The sequence below is a fragment of the Undibacterium umbellatum genome, assembly GCF_014284125.1.
Classification (GTDB): Bacteria; Pseudomonadota; Gammaproteobacteria; order Burkholderiales; family Burkholderiaceae_D; genus Undibacterium; species Undibacterium umbellatum.
The window spans coordinates 1-15,555 of record NZ_JACOFX010000007.1 but is presented as its reverse complement, the minus strand read 5'-3'; the positions used below and the strand labels follow the sequence as shown (position 1 = coordinate 15,555).

17 protein-coding genes are annotated in these 15,555 nt (G+C 51.4%); 10 read left to right on the top strand and 7 right to left on the bottom strand.

Features of this window, described 5'->3' with window-relative positions; all coding sequences use genetic code 11:
- Positions 1-207: 207 nt before the first annotated feature.
- A complete protein-coding gene (locus H8L47_RS29440) occupies positions 208-444 on the bottom strand; it encodes a hypothetical protein (RefSeq protein ID WP_222616544.1) in 237 nt (78 codons plus the stop codon).
- Positions 445-577: 133 nt separating this feature from the next.
- On the opposite strand from H8L47_RS29440, the gene H8L47_RS14540 reads away from it, so the two are divergent.
- On the top strand, positions 578-832 hold the full coding sequence (locus H8L47_RS14540) for a hypothetical protein (protein ID WP_186954325.1): 255 nt from the start codon (positions 578-580) through the stop codon (positions 830-832).
- 141 nt (positions 833-973) lie between these two features.
- Here the strand turns inward: H8L47_RS14540 and H8L47_RS14535 are convergent, their stop codons facing one another.
- The 3 genes from H8L47_RS14535 to H8L47_RS29435 form a co-directional block, all read right to left on the bottom strand.
- Positions 974-1,264 (bottom strand): hypothetical protein, encoded by a 291-nt coding sequence (locus H8L47_RS14535; RefSeq protein WP_186954523.1) that lies wholly within the window; start codon positions 1,262-1,264, stop codon positions 974-976.
- On the bottom strand, positions 1,264-1,458 hold the full coding sequence (locus H8L47_RS14530; RefSeq protein ID WP_186954324.1) for a hypothetical protein: 195 nt from the start codon (positions 1,456-1,458) through the stop codon (positions 1,264-1,266). The genes H8L47_RS14535 and H8L47_RS14530 overlap by 1 nt, the downstream gene beginning before the upstream one ends.
- A gap of 112 nt (positions 1,459-1,570) precedes the next feature.
- Complete coding sequence (locus H8L47_RS29435; RefSeq protein ID WP_230413751.1) at positions 1,571-1,708, bottom strand: hypothetical protein; 138 nt, start codon at positions 1,706-1,708, stop codon at positions 1,571-1,573.
- Positions 1,709-2,071: 363 nt separating this feature from the next.
- On the opposite strand from H8L47_RS29435, the gene H8L47_RS14525 reads away from it, so the two are divergent.
- Entirely contained in the window at positions 2,072-2,281 is a 210-nt protein-coding gene (locus tag H8L47_RS14525; RefSeq protein ID WP_186954323.1) for a hypothetical protein, read from the top strand.
- Positions 2,282-2,382: 101 nt separating this feature from the next.
- Here H8L47_RS14525 and H8L47_RS14520 read toward each other — a convergent pair whose 3' ends face one another.
- Both H8L47_RS14520 and H8L47_RS14515 read right to left on the bottom strand, forming a co-directional pair.
- On the bottom strand, positions 2,383-3,606 hold the full coding sequence (locus H8L47_RS14520; protein ID WP_186954322.1) for a M20 family metallopeptidase: 1,224 nt from the start codon (positions 3,604-3,606) through the stop codon (positions 2,383-2,385).
- Positions 3,607-3,635: 29 nt separating this feature from the next.
- Complete coding sequence (locus H8L47_RS14515) at positions 3,636-4,868, bottom strand: urate hydroxylase PuuD (protein WP_186954321.1); 1,233 nt, start codon at positions 4,866-4,868, stop codon at positions 3,636-3,638.
- 341 nt (positions 4,869-5,209) lie between these two features.
- Here H8L47_RS14515 and H8L47_RS14510 point away from each other — a divergent pair, with 341 nt between their 5' ends.
- Positions 5,210-6,148, top strand: coding sequence for a LysR family transcriptional regulator (locus tag H8L47_RS14510; RefSeq protein ID WP_186954320.1), 939 nt, complete (start codon positions 5,210-5,212; stop codon positions 6,146-6,148).
- Between the two features lie 140 nt (positions 6,149-6,288).
- Here H8L47_RS14510 and uraH read toward each other — a convergent pair whose 3' ends face one another.
- A complete protein-coding gene (uraH, locus tag H8L47_RS14505) occupies positions 6,289-6,642 on the bottom strand; it encodes a hydroxyisourate hydrolase (protein WP_186954319.1) in 354 nt (117 codons plus the stop codon).
- A gap of 209 nt (positions 6,643-6,851) precedes the next feature.
- Between uraH and H8L47_RS14500 the strand changes: the two genes are divergently transcribed.
- The 7 genes from H8L47_RS14500 to H8L47_RS14470 all read left to right on the top strand — a co-directional run bounded on the left by H8L47_RS14500 (position 6,852) and on the right by H8L47_RS14470 (position 15,478).
- On the top strand, positions 6,852-8,609 hold the full coding sequence (locus H8L47_RS14500; protein WP_186954318.1) for an allantoate amidohydrolase: 1,758 nt from the start codon (positions 6,852-6,854) through the stop codon (positions 8,607-8,609).
- 694 nt (positions 8,610-9,303) lie between these two features.
- On the top strand, positions 9,304-10,692 hold the full coding sequence (locus tag H8L47_RS14495) for a nucleobase:cation symporter-2 family protein (RefSeq protein ID WP_186954317.1): 1,389 nt from the start codon (positions 9,304-9,306) through the stop codon (positions 10,690-10,692).
- A 12-nt stretch (positions 10,693-10,704) separates the two neighbouring features.
- A complete protein-coding gene (locus H8L47_RS14490; protein ID WP_186954316.1) occupies positions 10,705-12,063 on the top strand; it encodes an 8-oxoguanine deaminase in 1,359 nt (452 codons plus the stop codon).
- A 201-nt stretch (positions 12,064-12,264) separates the two neighbouring features.
- Complete coding sequence (locus H8L47_RS14485) at positions 12,265-12,837, top strand: transcriptional regulator (RefSeq protein ID WP_186954315.1); 573 nt, start codon at positions 12,265-12,267, stop codon at positions 12,835-12,837.
- Positions 12,834-13,973, top strand: a complete 1,140-nt coding sequence (locus tag H8L47_RS14480; protein ID WP_186954314.1) for a sensor histidine kinase — start codon at positions 12,834-12,836, stop codon at positions 13,971-13,973. The genes H8L47_RS14485 and H8L47_RS14480 overlap by 4 nt, the downstream gene beginning before the upstream one ends.
- Positions 13,957-14,721, top strand: a complete 765-nt coding sequence (locus H8L47_RS14475) for a LytR/AlgR family response regulator transcription factor (RefSeq protein WP_186954313.1) — start codon at positions 13,957-13,959, stop codon at positions 14,719-14,721. The genes H8L47_RS14480 and H8L47_RS14475 overlap by 17 nt, the downstream gene beginning before the upstream one ends.
- A gap of 346 nt (positions 14,722-15,067) precedes the next feature.
- Positions 15,068-15,478, top strand: coding sequence for a hypothetical protein (locus H8L47_RS14470; protein WP_186954312.1), 411 nt, complete (start codon positions 15,068-15,070; stop codon positions 15,476-15,478).
- The last annotated feature ends 77 nt before the right edge of the window (positions 15,479-15,555 follow it).

Sequence of the window (15,555 nt, the reverse complement as noted above, 5' to 3'; positions counted from 1 at the left end):
CAAGCAGTCAGCAACAACTATTTCATTGAATAGCTGAATACACCTAAAAAAAGCCGGGTCATCTGCAATTTCCCTGGTAACATTTGCGGGGTTGTATTCAAAGTCGTATTGAATAGTTGTTCTTGTAGCTTTTTCGATACCTTTCTCTCTTGCTTCGGAAATGACTGCCTCCAAAAAAGATTGAGAGTATGAAATATCTGCAAGCAGTCACTTTAAATCAACATGCTCATAATTGAATGAGTTGCTCTCCTGGCCGCTAAGTTGGTAGTATCCAACTCCGCACAAATCCTGAAGCGTATCAACATCTTGAGCGAGACTCCGATCAGTCAGGCCAAGCCAAAGCGATACCACTCCTTGCTTTTCAAAGTCCTGCGAATAATAATCGTTATTCTCAGTATAATTTTTTCTTGCCAATTCAACTTTCTCTATTATTTGTGAAATCATGGTAATCCGAGACGTGAGGTAAGCAAACTAGCAACACATTTAAAATTTATTTTCATATTTTATAGAGTTTCGGCGGTGCTATTCGCACCTACGCGGCAGATAAGTTGCCAAATAATTCCAAGTCAAGAAAATAATGAAATTAAAATTCAAGGAATACATTGAAGGAATAATAATTTCATTTCTATTTTATTTATTATTGCTGTCGATGGCCGGAGTGGTGCTAATCTTTGCGATTAAACCTATTTTTGTATATTTGAAAACGGGAGATTTTAGCTTCATTCCTAGTGCTTACTATGTCACAACGGTGATCAAAATGACAGTGGCTTGTTCTGCCACTGTCAGTATAATTGTGTTTAATATTAACTGGTTTAAGGAAGACTTAGGTTGATCCTACGGAGCATGGGGTCAATCACCTATTTTTTAAGATAACTGGGGTCAGGGTCGAGTATTGACACAGCTTTTAGCCCGAGTAGATACGATAGTGTAACGTAATCGCACGCATGTCTAGCCAAAAAATACTACAAGTCATCTAAAGATCATGCGTGCGAATACGTAGGCTATTCGCACCTACTTGGATCAGGCTGTGGACAACGAAAATAGTAATTATCAAACTCGGCCACTTTACGTAAAATGAAACCATGGCGAAGGTAAAACGATTGGCGTCGCTGGCACGCAAGGCACCAGCGTGAAAAATTTTCCCCTGTGCGTCGGCTTCTGCCAGCACCAGATTGATAGCTTCACTGTCCAGACCACATTGCCGGAAATCCGAATGGAGGTAAAAGTGATCCAGCAAGAGGTCGTTGTCCTGCGGACGCAGCACTAAAAATCCTGCCAGCGATCCATCCAGCTTGATGAGTCGGTGTACTCGGCTGCGAAATTCACCAGGAGCCGTTGTCGCGCCCGTTCTGCATCAAAAAGTCCTATGCGTTCAAGACTGGGGCGCATGGCGAGGACGCGTATATCGGCCAGATGCGTCGCATCATCAAATGTGCAAGATTCAAGGGTTAATTCCATATCAGGCTCACATTAATTGATATCACGAACAAATCTGCCCAAGTAAATTTGCCATGTGGATAAACGCATTCTCACCTACTTTAGGCACATCCCATTTACTTCCAACAGGCACTCACCGCTGGTGGACGATCACCATATCCAGCTTGGGAGTAACCAGTAAGTATTGTCCATGCAAACCCCAGGCCATGTAAGCTCCGTGCAACCGTGAATCACTGGGTTCTTCCAGCACCCACCACATATTGGAAAACACCTGAGCGTACGGTCAGCAAGTTGCACAGCCTGCATTGTGCACTGATCGCGGAAACTCTGGCCCGTTCAGCACTTGGAAAAACTGTGGCGGCATTGTGAATTGCTGGCTGCCATGTGAGGATAAACACTCATTTATTCTCAGCCTATAGGTGAGATCTGAGGCATGCTCGTGACCTGTGATTGAGGTGACCAGGATCAGGGACGCGGGCGACCTGCGGGAAAGTCTGGGCGGCTGGTATCTGATGCCAAACTGTCTGTGCGCTCATGACAAATGTCATGAAATACTGCTTACAGCCGCTACTTATGCAGGTGTCCTGGCTTGCATATACTGGTGTCTCAAACAACTAAGGAAGGAAATCCTGCCATGTCCGACATACTCTCTTACTCTCAAATCGTTCCTCTGGGTGCATTTGCTGTTGCCATCGCTTACTCGGTCTGCCATGCCTGGATCAAGACCAGTCAGCACGAAGCTGAACTGCAACAACGCTCCATGGAACATCAGGAAAAAATGAAAGCCATGGAGCTGGAAATCGCCCGCAACCAGGCGGTAGCGGCAGACAGAAAAAACAGCTAGTCTGAGTTACAAGTATATGTACCCAGTCAGCAGGCGTGCGATGCACATTGAGCGTGATCGCATGCCGGTTGCATCTGATGTGGACAGATGGTTGCCCAACATCACACCAGCAAATCAGCAAGGCTACGTGCAATCACTTTGGTAGCGCGCCTCAAGTCTTCCAGGTTCAAACGCTCATCTGCGCGCTTGGCATGTGACTCCAGTACCGTGCGCGGCCCCGCACCATAGATGACGCCTGGGATGCCTGCTTCCGAGAACAGACGTACATCGGTATAAAGTGGCGTGCCTAGTGCAGGAATCGCTTCACCAAATACCGCACCACCATGCTTTTGTATCGCTTCTACAAGTGGCGTATTACCAGGCAAGGGACGCATGGAATTTGCCAGCAAGATACGTTTTACATCAACGCTGATACCTGGCAGTTCAGCTGCAGTATCGCTGATGACTTTGCGCAAAGTCGCTTCGACTTCTGCCGGATTTTCTTCCGGTATCATGCGGCGGTCCAGCTTGAAGGTGACGCGGCCAGGGATGACATTGGTATTGGTGCCGCCTTCTATCGTGCCTACATTCAAATAAGGATGGGTAATGCCTTCGACTTTCGATGTCACCTGTTTGTACAGCGTGTTTTGTGCATACAGGGCATTCAATATTTTCACTGCCGCCTGCAAGGCATCGACGCCAGAGTCAGGGATTGCCGCATGGGCCATCTTGCCGTGTACTGTCACTTCCATTTGCAAACAGCCGTTATGTGCCGTGATGACCTGGTAAGAGAAACCGGCGGCGATCATCAGATCAGGTTTGATCAAGTCGTGCTTGAGCATCCAGCCTGGGCCTACTTCGCCACCGAATTCTTCATCATACGTAAATAACAACTCCAGCGTGCCCACTTTTGGTTTTGCCACCGCCTCCAGTGCGCGCATGGCAAAGGTGTAAGTCGAGAAATCGCATTTGCTGACGGCAGTGGCGCGGCCATAGATATTGCCGTTTTCTATTTCACCGCCGTAAGGGTTCTTGGTCCAGCCTTCGCCTGGTGGCACCACGTCGCCATGGGCATTCAGCAGTACCGTCTTGCCGGGACCGTAGTGGCGGCGTACCAGCAGGTTGGTGATGCTTTGCAGGCCAGCGGCTTTGACTTCACTATCCGGCACTGCATGTTTTTTTGCGGCGATACCCATGTCTTGCAGCAGATCAGCGGTGCGTTCCGCATGCGGGGCATTATTGCCGGGAGGCGTATCAGTCGGCACACGTACCAGTTCTTGCAGGAATTTGACCTGCTCGTCAAAGTGGCTGTCTATCCAGGCGTCGAGTTGTTCGTAGTTGTTCATGTCTATGTACTTTCTAAATTTTTATTGATTTACTTGGCACCGGCCTGGAACCAGGCGCCGACGATCGCACGTTCTTCTTCCGTCATTTGCGTCATATTCCCTATAGGCATGGCCTTGAGTTGCACAGTCTGCATATTGACCTTCACTGCGTTCTGCCTGATCAGTTCTGGCGTATCGAGCTTGATACCAGCAGGTGCGGTGGCAAAGCCAGGCTGGGTAGGCGCAGCCGCATGGCAGGACACGCAACGCTGCTGGATGATGTTTTGCACTTTAGTAAATTGCGCAGCTTCTGCTTCGGCTGTAGACAGGGCCGGGTCAGGCGCTGCCACTTTCGCTGGAGGCTTTGGTGCAATTGCAATCGCCACTGCTAGCAATAAAGTCACGCCAGCCGCTGGATAAGCCCAGTTGGTAATACCCTTGTGACGCAGGTTGAAAAAGTGGCGTATCAAGACACCCGCCGCCATGATCACAGCCAGCACCAGCCAGTTGTATTCATGGTTATACGTCATCGCATAATGGTTGCTGATCATGATGAACAGCACCGGCAGTGTGAAGTAATTATTGTGTACGCTGCGTTGCTTGGCTTTTTGGCCGTGGATAGGGTCTGGCGATTTACCTTGTTGCATGGCTTCGACCAGTTTGCGCTGGCCGGGGATGATCAGCATCAGCACATTACCCACCATCATGGTGCCTATCATGGCACCGACGTGGATATAGGCAGCACGACCACTGAGGAATTTCGACAACACAAATCCTGCCGCCACAATGAACACAAACATGATGATGCCCAACAAGCCTTCACGCTTGCCTAGCGGTGAGCGGCACAGCAGGTCATATACCGTCCAGCCCACCAGCAGCGTGCCCAGGCCTATGCCTATGGCTTGCCAGCTGGTCAGGTCAGCGACGGATTTGTCTATCATCATCGCAGAAGCATTGAAGTAATAGACGATGAACAACATCGCAAAGCCAGACAGCCAGGTGGCATAGGCTTCCCATTTGAACCAGTGCAGTTCTTCTGGCAATTCTTTTGGGGCGATCAGGTATTTTTGCGGGTTATAAAAACCACCACCATGAACAGCCCACAATTCACCGGACACCCCTTTGTTGGCCAGTTCAGAACCGGGCTTGGGTGGGCGGATATTATTGTCCAGCCAGACGAAGTAGAAGGATGCACCTATCCAGGCTATGCCTGTAATCAGGTGCAGCCAGCGGACGATCAGGTTCAGCCACTCAGTGCCATACGCAAGTAAAAAAGCTTCCATGTTTTCTCTCATGTTAGAAGCTCGTCTGCCTCCGCGGGCTCTTCAGACGAGAGGGATAGAAAAATACCCCAAAATGGTCGCGAACCGAAGCTCCGCTGCGACCAGGTGTTTCTGACAGCTTACGCTACCATGATTCACGATCTTAGTGCTAAAAAACCACAACCTGTATCTATCTGCTGCAAATGTCTCCTATTGTCGCAGTTAGACCAAGGGCAGGTAAGACCAATAGCAAAAAACTTGGTGAAGTCTGGCAACGATAAACTTTTTCCCCACAAACTTCATTGAAAACGAAGTATATTAAAAATATAGATTTCGATATACGTTTGAAGATAGGCATCAGCATGGCACAACTACCGAATCATCTCGACCTGCACTTGATACGCATTTTGTATCTTTTGCTCAGTGAGAAAAACGTCTCCCGCGTGGCTCTGAAGCTAAACCAGCCCCAGCCTTCGATTTCTGCCTCGCTACGCAAATTGCGTGAGCTGACTGGTGATCAATTGCTGGTGCGCGGTGGCCGTGGCATGGTGCCTACCCCCCATGGTGAAACCCTGCTCAAGCCTGCCAAACGCATACTTGATGAAACCGAGTTGTTGTTTGAACGTAAAGTCCCCTTCGTGGCCCAGCAAGAGAGCAAGACCTTCCACATCGCCGCCCCAGATTCCCTGCATGTGCAATTCCTGCCCAGCGTGGTAGAGCGCCTGCGGCGTGAATCGCCCAAAAGCCGCATTGTCATTCATGGTCTGGGGGCAGAAGTTGATTATGTACGCCATTTGTCTGACGGTGACCTTGATTTGGTCATCGCTAACTGGGACGAACCGCCGCAACACCTGCACCTGTCCAAGTTGTTTGAAGACCCCATCGTCTGCGCCATGCGTGCCGACAGCCCTTACGCCAAGCGCACCGGCACCGACGACATGACGCTGGAAGACTACCTGAGCCTGCCCCATGTCGCGCCTTCGCAACTATTATCTGGTTACCACGGTGTTATCGACGCCCATCTGGAACGCCAGCACCTGCGCCGCAATGTCGTGGTCGAATCTGCCTACTTTGGCCTGATGCCGCATATGCTGGCGCAATCCGACATGGTGCTGACGACAGGCAAGCAATACCTGAGCTTTTATGAAAAAAGCCTGCAACTCAAGACTTTTTCCATCCCTATCAAGTTCCCGCCGCTGCGCTTTTACCAGCTCTGGCATGAACGCGTCCATCATTCGCCAGAACACAGATGGTTGCGTGAGCAGATCGCCCAGGCAGCCAAATCACTGATGTCACGCTAAGGATACAGCTGAAAAAATGACCTGGCGTTGTTGCGCCGGCTTGCCGTACTAAAGTACTGTCTGCGCCGACGACGCCTAGCCATGTCAATTTTGCAGCTGTATTGCGACCATTTTACTGATTGAAAAAACCTTAAAAATCCCTAGCTACCACGGTAAGTCGAGTACGCCCAAGGCGACACTACCAGCGGCACATGGTAATTCTGGCTGGCATCAGCCACGCCAAAAGCCAGGGTCACGCGGTCTATGAACTTGGGGCTGGGCAGGTCCACGCCCTGCTTGTCGAAATAATCACCTGCCGCAAATACCAGCTCATACAGGCCAGGCTTCAGGCTGTCGCCTTCCAGCAGTGGCGCATTGCAGCGGCCATCATTGTTGGTGGTCTCTGTCTTCAGCAGGGTTTTCTCACCTGCATTGACAGCATACAACTCCACCTGCACACCCACGCCGGGTTTGCCAACGGTGATATCCAGCACATGTGTACTGAGCTTTCCCATACTGATCTCCTATATTGATGACTTGAAATGCGCTATCAGCCAAATCTTATACTGCCAGCAGTCTATCAATATACTATCGAAGATATACAGATCATGAAGACAGCAGCACATTGCAGGCCAGAATTGGGCTTAAGCTTCATCATCATGCCGGGACAATACCGGTCACATTAAAGTATAGGCACAATAATAGGCACATTGCCTGACCAATTATGACGACAACTCTGGACCACCTGAACCACTGTAGCACGCAAGAATTTGTGCATATCCTGCACGGTATCTATGAACATTCACCCTGGATACCTGAACGGGCCGCGGCCAGCCGCCCCTTTGCCAGCATCACGGCTCTCAAGCTGGCCTTGCAAACCGTGGTCAGCCAGGCGACAGAGGCAGAACAATTGGGCCTGATCCGTGCCCACCCCGAGCTGGCAGGCAAGGCCGCCATCGCAGGCGAGTTGACGGCAGAATCGACCGGTGAACAGGCCAAGGCAGGCCTGACCAATTGCAGCCCCGAAGAATTCGCAGTACTGCACAAGCTCAATGCTGACTACAACAGTAAATTTGGCTTCCCCTTCATCCTCGCCGTCAAAGGGCCGGATGGCAAGGGCTTTACACGGGAAGCCATCATCGCCACCTTCCAGCGCCGTTTTAAGAACCAGCGCGCAGATGAACTGGCAGAATGCCTGCGCCAAATCGGCCGCATCGCTGAACTGCGCTTGAATGACTTGCTTGAACACACTCTGCAATTTGGTAACACCATCATGCAATGGTCAGAAACCCTGGCCGCCTGGAGCGATGATGAAGATGGCCTGACCTGCGCCTACATGACGCCCGCGCACCAAAAAACTGCAGAACAACTGGCGGCCTGGATGCGCGAGGCTGGCATGCATGTGCATATCGACGCGGTCGGCAACGTCGTTGGCCGCTACCTGTCTGACGCAACCGATGCCAAGACCCTGCTGACCGGCTCTCACTATGACACCGTCTGCAATGGTGGCAAATACGATGGCCGCGAAGGCATCCTGCTACCCATCGCCATTGTCAAGTATCTGAACGAGAGAAACGAAAAACTGCCTTTCAATTTCGAGATCATAGGTTTTTCTGAAGAAGAAGGTGTACGCTTCAAAAGTACCTTCCTGGGTAGCAATGCCATCATCGGCCAGTTTGACCTGGCCTTGCTCGACAAGACAGATGCAGACGGCATCAGCATGCGCGAAGCATTGACTGCTGCCGGGCATGATGTCAAACAAATCCCGGCAATAGCGCGTGACCCTGCACAGATACTGGGCTATGTAGAAGTGCATATAGAGCAAGGCCCGGTCTTGCTGGGCCGTGACCTGCCCGTGGGCATCGTTACTTCCATCGCTGGCAGTTGCCGTTATCAGGTGCAACTCAAGGGTGTCGCCAGCCATGCTGGCACCACACCCATGAGCATGCGCAAGGATGCCGCAGCTGCTGCCGCTGAAATTATTTTGTATGTAGAACAGCGCTGCGCCAATGACACGTCCCTGGTAGGGACAGTGGGCCAGTTACAGGTACCACATGGTTCAGTCAATGTGATCCCCGGCTCCTGCAATCTGTCACTGGATATCCGCGCCGCTGACGATGCCACCCGCGATGCTGCGGTGAATGACATCCTGGCAAAGATAGAAGCCATCTGCCAGCGCCGCAATATTGAAGTGAATATCGTCAAAGCCGTATCAGCCCCGGCAGCCCCCTGCGCCCCATGGCTGATGCAGCAACTGGCAGCAGCTACGCAAAGAGCCGGTTTGCCAGCCTTTGAATTGCCTTCAGGTGCAGGCCATGATGCCATGGCGATAGCTAGGATGACCGATGTGGCCATGCTGTTCACCCGCTGCGGCAATGGCGGCATCAGCCACAATCCGCTGGAAACCATGAGCGCTGACGACGCAGAAGTCTCGGCACAAATCTTGCTCGATTTTTTAAGGAATTTTAAGGGTAGGGATTAAGACCGAAAAGATCAACACAGAGGAGGGAAAGGCTTCTTGCAAGAAGCCTTCGTTGCGCAGGCATGCGGCATGCCGCATGAATTCCCTGCTACACCACAGAGTGGGCACAGAGGTTCACAGAGAAAAACCAAAAGACTAAAGATTTCTCATGCTTTTCTCTGTGTTAACTCTGTGTCTCTGTGCCTCTGTGTTGAGAGGTCTTGTTTTTCAGTTCAACAAACCAGGATTTCTGGCGCCACTTTCAGTGTTGCCTGCTTCAGCTTCGCAATGAAGACCTGAGACAGGACCAAGACTGAGCTTGAGCCTGCTGCCATGTTTGCGCTTGATCGCATTGCATGGTGTGAGGCGACGCAAGAATATGCCTTCACCGGCATTTTTTTACGACGCAGATCAATCCTGACGAGATGCATTTTCCAGAGTATGGAGGATGCACTTCGTCAGGCAGCAGTGAAGAGCGCAGTCGGATTAACTATTCCCACTGTATTTGTAGCCGCTTTTCTTGACGACACCATCGTCAGGAAGGCAAACCAGGAGTCATGCACATGATGCATTCTTCCGTCGTCCCGATTACCAGTCGCTTGAATCTTTAGCATTTCAGTATGTGCAGTTCCAGCCATCACTGAGAATAAGTTCCGTCAGAGAACCCGGCAGTGATGTGGCTAAAAAACCAAACCATCCAAACAAGGAAGAGACGATGCAAACAGCGATACATCCGGTAGATGAAAAGCTACCCGCAGCAAAATTATTCACTCTGGGCATACAGCACGTGTTGGTGATGTATGCCGGGGCGATAGCCGTGCCTCTCATTATCGGCGGTGCCCTGCACCTACCCAAAGACCAGATAGCCTTTCTCATCAATGCCGATTTATTCTGCTGTGGCCTGGTCACCCTGATACAGGCGCTGGGCATCTGGAAGTTTGGCATACGTATGCCTGTCATGATGGGCGTTACCTTTGCCGCAGTGGGCCCCATGGTGGCGATGGCGGGCAACCCCAACCTGGGCATACTTGCCATTTACGGTGCTGTGATCGCTTCAGGCATTTTTGGTTTGATTATCACTCCCTTCATGAGCCGTGCGGTCAGGTTTTTCCCGCCAGTTGTCACAGGCACCATCATCACCGTCATTGGCATTACCCTCATGCGCGTGGGTATCAACTGGGCCGCGGGCGGGCAGCCGATGATTTTTGATGCGGCGAGCAAAACCATGCAAGTCAATCCCGATTATGGCGCGCCTGAGAACCTGGCGATTGCCTTTTTTGTGCTGGTCTCCATCATGGTCATGACACGCTATTTGCGCGGCTTTTTGGGTAATATCTCTGTCTTGCTGGGTATGGTGCTGGGTTTTGTCGTCTCGCTGGCCTTGGGCAAGGTCAGTTTTGATGGCCTGGGTGAGGCGGGTTGGTTTGCCTTTATCATGCCCTTCAAGTATGGCATGCCGACCTTTGATATGGGCGCCATCATAGGCATGTGCCTGGTCATGATCGTCACCATGGTGGAATCAACGGGCATGTTCCTCGCCCTGTCTGAACTGACTGGGAAGCGCATCAGTAATGAAGAACTGGCGAACGGCTTGCGGGCAGACAGCCTGGGCACGGTTATAGGGGGTGTCTTCAATACTTTTCCTTACACCTCGTTTTCACAGAACATAGGCCTGGTTGGTGTCACTGGCGTGCGCAGCCGTTATGTCTGCGCTGCTGCAGGCGTCATCCTGGTGGCGTTTGGCATGTTCCCCAAAATGGCACATGTGGCGGCATCGATACCCGTGTATGTACTTGGTGGCGCAGGCATAGTCATGTTTGGCATGGTGGCAGCCACCGGTATCAAGATACTCGGTAATGCCGGTCTCAATCATCAACGTCACAATCTTTTCATCGTTGCCGTCAGCATAGGTGCGGGCATGATACCGCTGGTGGCACCGCAGTTCTTTTCACACTTGCCGCACTGGCTGGGCACGATAGTCGACAGCGGCATCTTGCTGGCCACAATTGCGGCGGTGACACTCAATCTGTTTTTCAACGGTCAGGGTGCGGAGTCTGAAGCCAAGGCTTTTGCCATGGCTGCGGCCCACAGTTCTGATCATTAATTTTCTTTATTTATGACTAGCCTACTTATCAAAAATGCCCGCGTCGTCGTCACCATGGACGACACGCGCCGTGAAATCAGCAATGGTGGGGTTTACATCATCGACAATGTCATCGCTGAGGTCGGCCTCAGTGCAGACTTGCCACAAACTGCCGATGAAGTCATCGATGCGACTGGCCATGTGGTTATGCCCGGTCTCATCAATACCCATCACCATATGTACCAAAGCCTGACGCGCGTGATACCTGCGGCGCAAAATGGCGAGCTGTTCAACTGGCTGACCAATCTCTACCCTATCTGGGCGAATCTGACACCAGAAATGGTGCAGGTATCCACCCAGGCCGCCATGGCAGAGCTGATACTGTCAGGCTGCACTACCAGCAGCGATCATCTCTATATCTACCCGAATGGCTGCCAGCTCGATCACAGCCTGCAGGCCGCGCAAGAGATAGGCATGCGCTTTCATGCGGCGCGCGGTTCCATGAGCGTCGGGCAATCTAAGGGCGGCTTGCCACCAGACCGCGTGGTGGAAGACGAGGCCAGCATCCTGCGCGATACCCAGCGCCTGATAGAGACTTATCACGACAGCAGCCGCCATGCCATGCAACGGATCGTCGTCGCACCCTGCTCACCATTTTCTGTGTCACGTGATCTCATGCGTGAATCAGCAAAACTGGCGCGCAGCTTTGGCGTATCGCTGCACACCCATCTGGCAGAAAATGCCAATGACATCGCCTACAGCCGCGAGAAATTCAATATGACACCGGCAGAATATGCCGAGGATTGCGGCTGGGTAGGTCATGATGTCTGGCACGCCCACTGCGTGCAACTCGATGACGATGGCATCTACATGTTCGCCCGCACCGGCACTGGCATTGCGCATTGCCCCTGCTCCAATATGCGCCTGGCGTCTGGCATTGCGCCAATACGCAAGATGCTGGATGCCGGTGTCAGCGTAGGCCTTGGTGTCGATGGTTGCGCCTCGAATGATTCCGGCCACATGCTGGGTGAAGTCAGACAAGCCATGCTCTTGCAACGCGTGGGTTTCGGCCCTGATGCCATGACAGCCAGACAGGCGTTGGAAGTTGCCACCCTGGGCGGCGCCAAAGTACTCAACCGCGATGACGTAGGCGCACTCAAGCCCGGCATGTCGGCGGACATCGTCATGTTCAACCTGAAGCAGATAGGCTACGCCGGTGCCTGGCATGACCCGGTCGCGGCTCTGGTCTTTTGCACACCTTCAGATGTGACTTTTAGCATCATCAATGGCCGTGTGGTGGTAAGGGAAGGGCAGATCACGTCGATAGATTTGCCAGGAGTGATGGAAAGACATAACCGTCTTGCCCATCAACTGGCAGAAGCTGCGCGTTGAAGACGACTGTGCGAATCCCAAAACGATTGCTCAATTCATTTAACAAACTGATGTGCTGCTGAAATATAAAGAAAGGTCCATCTTCTATCCTGTTGCAGGCGCGTTTATCGTTAAAATCATGCGCTTGTCGCAAGCAAGCCATGAGCGCATTTTTCTCTGGCAAAGTGACAACATGACATGTCGTCATGAACAGGAGAAAACATGAAACCAGGATTCATTCTTTTATCGGTACTTGCCGCCACGTCTTTGTATGCGCTGGCCGCAGAATCGGTAGAAAAATTGGCAGAGCCATGGGTATTGGCTGGCGAAACACCAAAATCTTATCAGATCGGCATAGACCGCAGCCAGACCATCAGTGGTAAAGGCAGCAAGTTTATCCGCTATGTCAATGGTGAAGATAAAAGCTGGGGAACCCTGATGCAAATGTTTGCTGCGGATCAGTATCGCAACAAGCGTATACGTTTCCAGGCCAGGGTAAAAACCAGGGAGGTTGATAACCGAGCCGGTTTATGGATGCGTGTGGATACTGTTTCAAAGGCAGAAACTCCTTTTTACAATAGTGAAGATAAACCCATCAAGGGCACGACAGACTGGCAATTGCGTAGTGTGGTGCTGGATGTGCCTGCCGATGCCAAAGCCATAGCTTTTGGCGTCCTTCACGAAGGTAAGGGCCAGGTATGGCTGGATGATTTGAAACTGGAAGTGGTAGGCACAGATGTACCTGTAGATAAAATGAAGCCAGTCAAATCTTTACCGACTACACCCACCCTATGAATCTGGCTTTGTTGAATACCCTGGCTACAACAGGCAAGCGCGTGCTGTGGACCAGACCATCTGAAAAGAACAGCCACAGCATTTCCGACGGCGATGCTGCATCGGCGGTGCTTAGTATGCTGGGTTTTTCTGCATCACAGTTCTTGCTGAGCACATGTATGATCGCGGGAGTGATTTTGCTGGCGTTACGATGGCAGGCCCATGCCTGGCTGGGGTTGTTTGGTTTGCTGGTTTTTCCTTTGTGTATGACGACATGGGCACTGCTGCTCAGTCTGCGGCTATTCAGCAAATGCCGCAACTGGTTGTGGATATGGTGTTGTCTGTCATCCCTCGCCGCACTGACCGCCTGGTTGGCAATCAGCGCGTATCACTGGTGGGTGGCCAAACATGAATTGCATGGTTTGAATACCTTGCAGGCGTTTGCCAGTGCGCTCATGTTTTCCGGGGGCTTGCTGGGACTGCCTTTGTGGCGGGTGCAGACACAATCACGCGACTTACAGATCGCCAATTTGAAACAACTGGCGCTGGCGGCAGAACTGAAGGCCTTGCAAGCCCAGGTCGAACCCCATTTTCTCTATAATACGCTCGCCAATAGCCGCTACCTGGCACGGTATGATCCAGAAAAGGCCGTACAGATGCTGGACCACCTGATCGCCTACCTGCAAAGTGCCCTGCCCGATTTACGTAGCCCCATGTCTACCGTGGGAAGGGAGTTTGAACTGGCAGAACATTATCTGGCACTGATGGCCATACGCTTTGGCGAACGCCTGCGTTTTCAAATGAAATTTTCGCCAAGTCTGAACGAGGCAAGTTTACCTCCCATGATGCTGATGTCGCTGGTAGAAAACGCCGTGCAACATGGCGTTGAATGCCAACCGGGGCAAGTGGAAATCATGCTGCAGGCACGCGAGCAGGCAGGACGCTTGTATATCAGCGTCAGTGACGATGGTGCAGGTTTAGAACAAAAAGTGCTCGGTAGTGGCCTGGGCTTGCGGAATTTGCGCGAACGCCTGCATGCGCTGTACAGCGACCAGGCCAGCTTTGAATTGCGCATGGAAGGTAACAAACTCACCGTGGCAGAACTGAATTTGCCATTGAATTTGCAATCAGATGTGAAACATGAAAAGTCCCGATAGAAAACCACGCTTGCTGATAGCAGATGACGAACCCTTGCTCAGGGCAGAATTGCGGGAATCACTGGCATTGCTATGGCCGGAAGCCGATATCGTTGCCGAAGCCAGCGATGGTTTTGAAGCACTCAGGCTGGCCAGGGAAATGTCGCCAGACGTGGCATTTCTTGATATTCGCATGCCAGGCCTGAACGGCCTTGAGGTTGCCAAAGCTTTTGCGGCCCGCACCCATGTCGTGTTTGTCACTGCATTTCAGGAACATGCCATCGCCGCCTTTGAAGAAGGCGCGCTTGATTATGTCGTCAAGCCCAGCAGCCCCGCAAGGCTGGCACGCACTATTACCAGGGTGCGCGAGCGTCTGGGTACGCCGCCACCTGATCTGAGCAACTTCATGCAGAAAATACAGGACAAACCACAGAAGAAAGCGCAGTCTCCGGCCTGGTTGCAGGCAGCAGTTGGTAATACCATACACTTTATTGATCTAAGCGATGTCATCTATTTTTGTGCAGAGCTGAAATACACGCGAGTCGTGACAGACAAGATAGAAGCGCATATACGCACCCCCTTGAAAGAGCTGGCAGATACGCTGGAAGAAGCAGGCTTCTGGCAAATCCACCGCGCATACCTGGTCGCCGTGAAACGCATTGCCAGCGTTAATCGAGATGCTGATGCTGCACTCTGGCTGAGCCTGCGCGAACATGGCGCCCGCCTGCCGGTAAGCCAACGCTACCAGTACAGATTCAAGGGGATGTGAATTGATGATCTGTCACTTGAATCTGCTATAGTCTCAAAAAATCCAGTCAATACTGACCAGGGCATGGTTAGTTTCCACCCTATACTTATTCGTGCGAAAACAGATCTCATTAAATCCAGTTGAAACCGCAGCACTTCAAAAGCAGTTTTTCCATTCCCTGAAATTGGGTACGGGCAGAGCGATGCTGCTTTTGAAAGCCCATCCGCAAATAGATTTCTCTGCACAGATACTGGCTGCCACCGTCAACAATCTCGCTTATGACAAGCAATGCGAAGGCAGCAGGGCAGAGTATCTGTACAGCCTGATCAAGCGATCACGGCAAAAAGACGAGCTGATACGTGTCATCATGAAGAAGTTCAGCGCCAAAAAGCAGAATGACTATGGCATGGATCAATTAAGTGATCTGGTCTTGTATTTCCATCTCGATGGAGTTGTGGGTGCGAAAGAGGTTTTGTTAAAGAGGTTTGAAAAATCTTTCAGTAGTGGCTATGAGCTTTATGCGAGAGATGTGCTGCTGGAAATTGAAGGCATGGCGGGCCTGATCATGGCGGCTGAAAAAGTGGGACAACTTCCAGAACAAGAAAGAGCAGATTACGAAGACCGCTGGCGTGTCGATGATTTTCAAAAAGAAAATAAGTCTGTCGATGTCTATGCGGAACTGCGCAAAGCTGCCAGCGAAAATCCAGCAATAAAAAATTATCTTGATTGGCGGATTCAAGCTCGAAGTGCAACCCTGTGTTATAGCGATTGTATCTGAGCCATAAAAACTTCGTGCGGTGTTTTGTAGCCAAGGCATTTTCTAGGTCGATGATTCAAGTAATCCATAGCGTCAGT

Bases quoted from the DNA above. Each gene is read 5' to 3' on its own strand.
- H8L47_RS14515 (WP_186954321.1), bottom strand. From the start codon at position 4,868: ATGGAAGCTTTTTTACTTGCGTATGGCACTGAGTGGCTGAACCTGATC.
- H8L47_RS14525 (WP_186954323.1), top strand. From the start codon at position 2,072: ATGTCCGACATACTCTCTTACTCTCAAATCGTTCCTCTGGGTGCATTT.
- H8L47_RS14470 (WP_186954312.1), top strand. From the start codon at position 15,068: ATGAAGAAGTTCAGCGCCAAAAAGCAGAATGACTATGGCATGGATCAA.
- H8L47_RS29440 (WP_222616544.1), bottom strand. From the start codon at position 444: ATGATTTCACAAATAATAGAGAAAGTTGAATTGGCAAGAAAAAATTAT.
- H8L47_RS14510 (WP_186954320.1), top strand. From the start codon at position 5,210: ATGGCACAACTACCGAATCATCTCGACCTGCACTTGATACGCATTTTG.
- H8L47_RS14540 (WP_186954325.1), top strand. From the start codon at position 578: ATGAAATTAAAATTCAAGGAATACATTGAAGGAATAATAATTTCATTT.
- H8L47_RS14480 (WP_186954314.1), top strand. From the start codon at position 12,834: ATGAATCTGGCTTTGTTGAATACCCTGGCTACAACAGGCAAGCGCGTG.
- H8L47_RS14530 (WP_186954324.1), bottom strand. From the start codon at position 1,458: ATGGAATTAACCCTTGAATCTTGCACATTTGATGATGCGACGCATCTG.
- H8L47_RS14490 (WP_186954316.1), top strand. From the start codon at position 10,705: ATGACTAGCCTACTTATCAAAAATGCCCGCGTCGTCGTCACCATGGAC.
- uraH (WP_186954319.1), bottom strand. From the start codon at position 6,642: ATGGGAAAGCTCAGTACACATGTGCTGGATATCACCGTTGGCAAACCC.
- H8L47_RS14520 (WP_186954322.1), bottom strand. From the start codon at position 3,606: ATGAACAACTACGAACAACTCGACGCCTGGATAGACAGCCACTTTGAC.
- H8L47_RS14500 (WP_186954318.1), top strand. From the start codon at position 6,852: ATGACGACAACTCTGGACCACCTGAACCACTGTAGCACGCAAGAATTT.
- H8L47_RS14475 (WP_186954313.1), top strand. From the start codon at position 13,957: ATGAAAAGTCCCGATAGAAAACCACGCTTGCTGATAGCAGATGACGAA.
- H8L47_RS14485 (WP_186954315.1), top strand. From the start codon at position 12,265: ATGAAACCAGGATTCATTCTTTTATCGGTACTTGCCGCCACGTCTTTG.
- H8L47_RS14495 (WP_186954317.1), top strand. From the start codon at position 9,304: ATGCAAACAGCGATACATCCGGTAGATGAAAAGCTACCCGCAGCAAAA.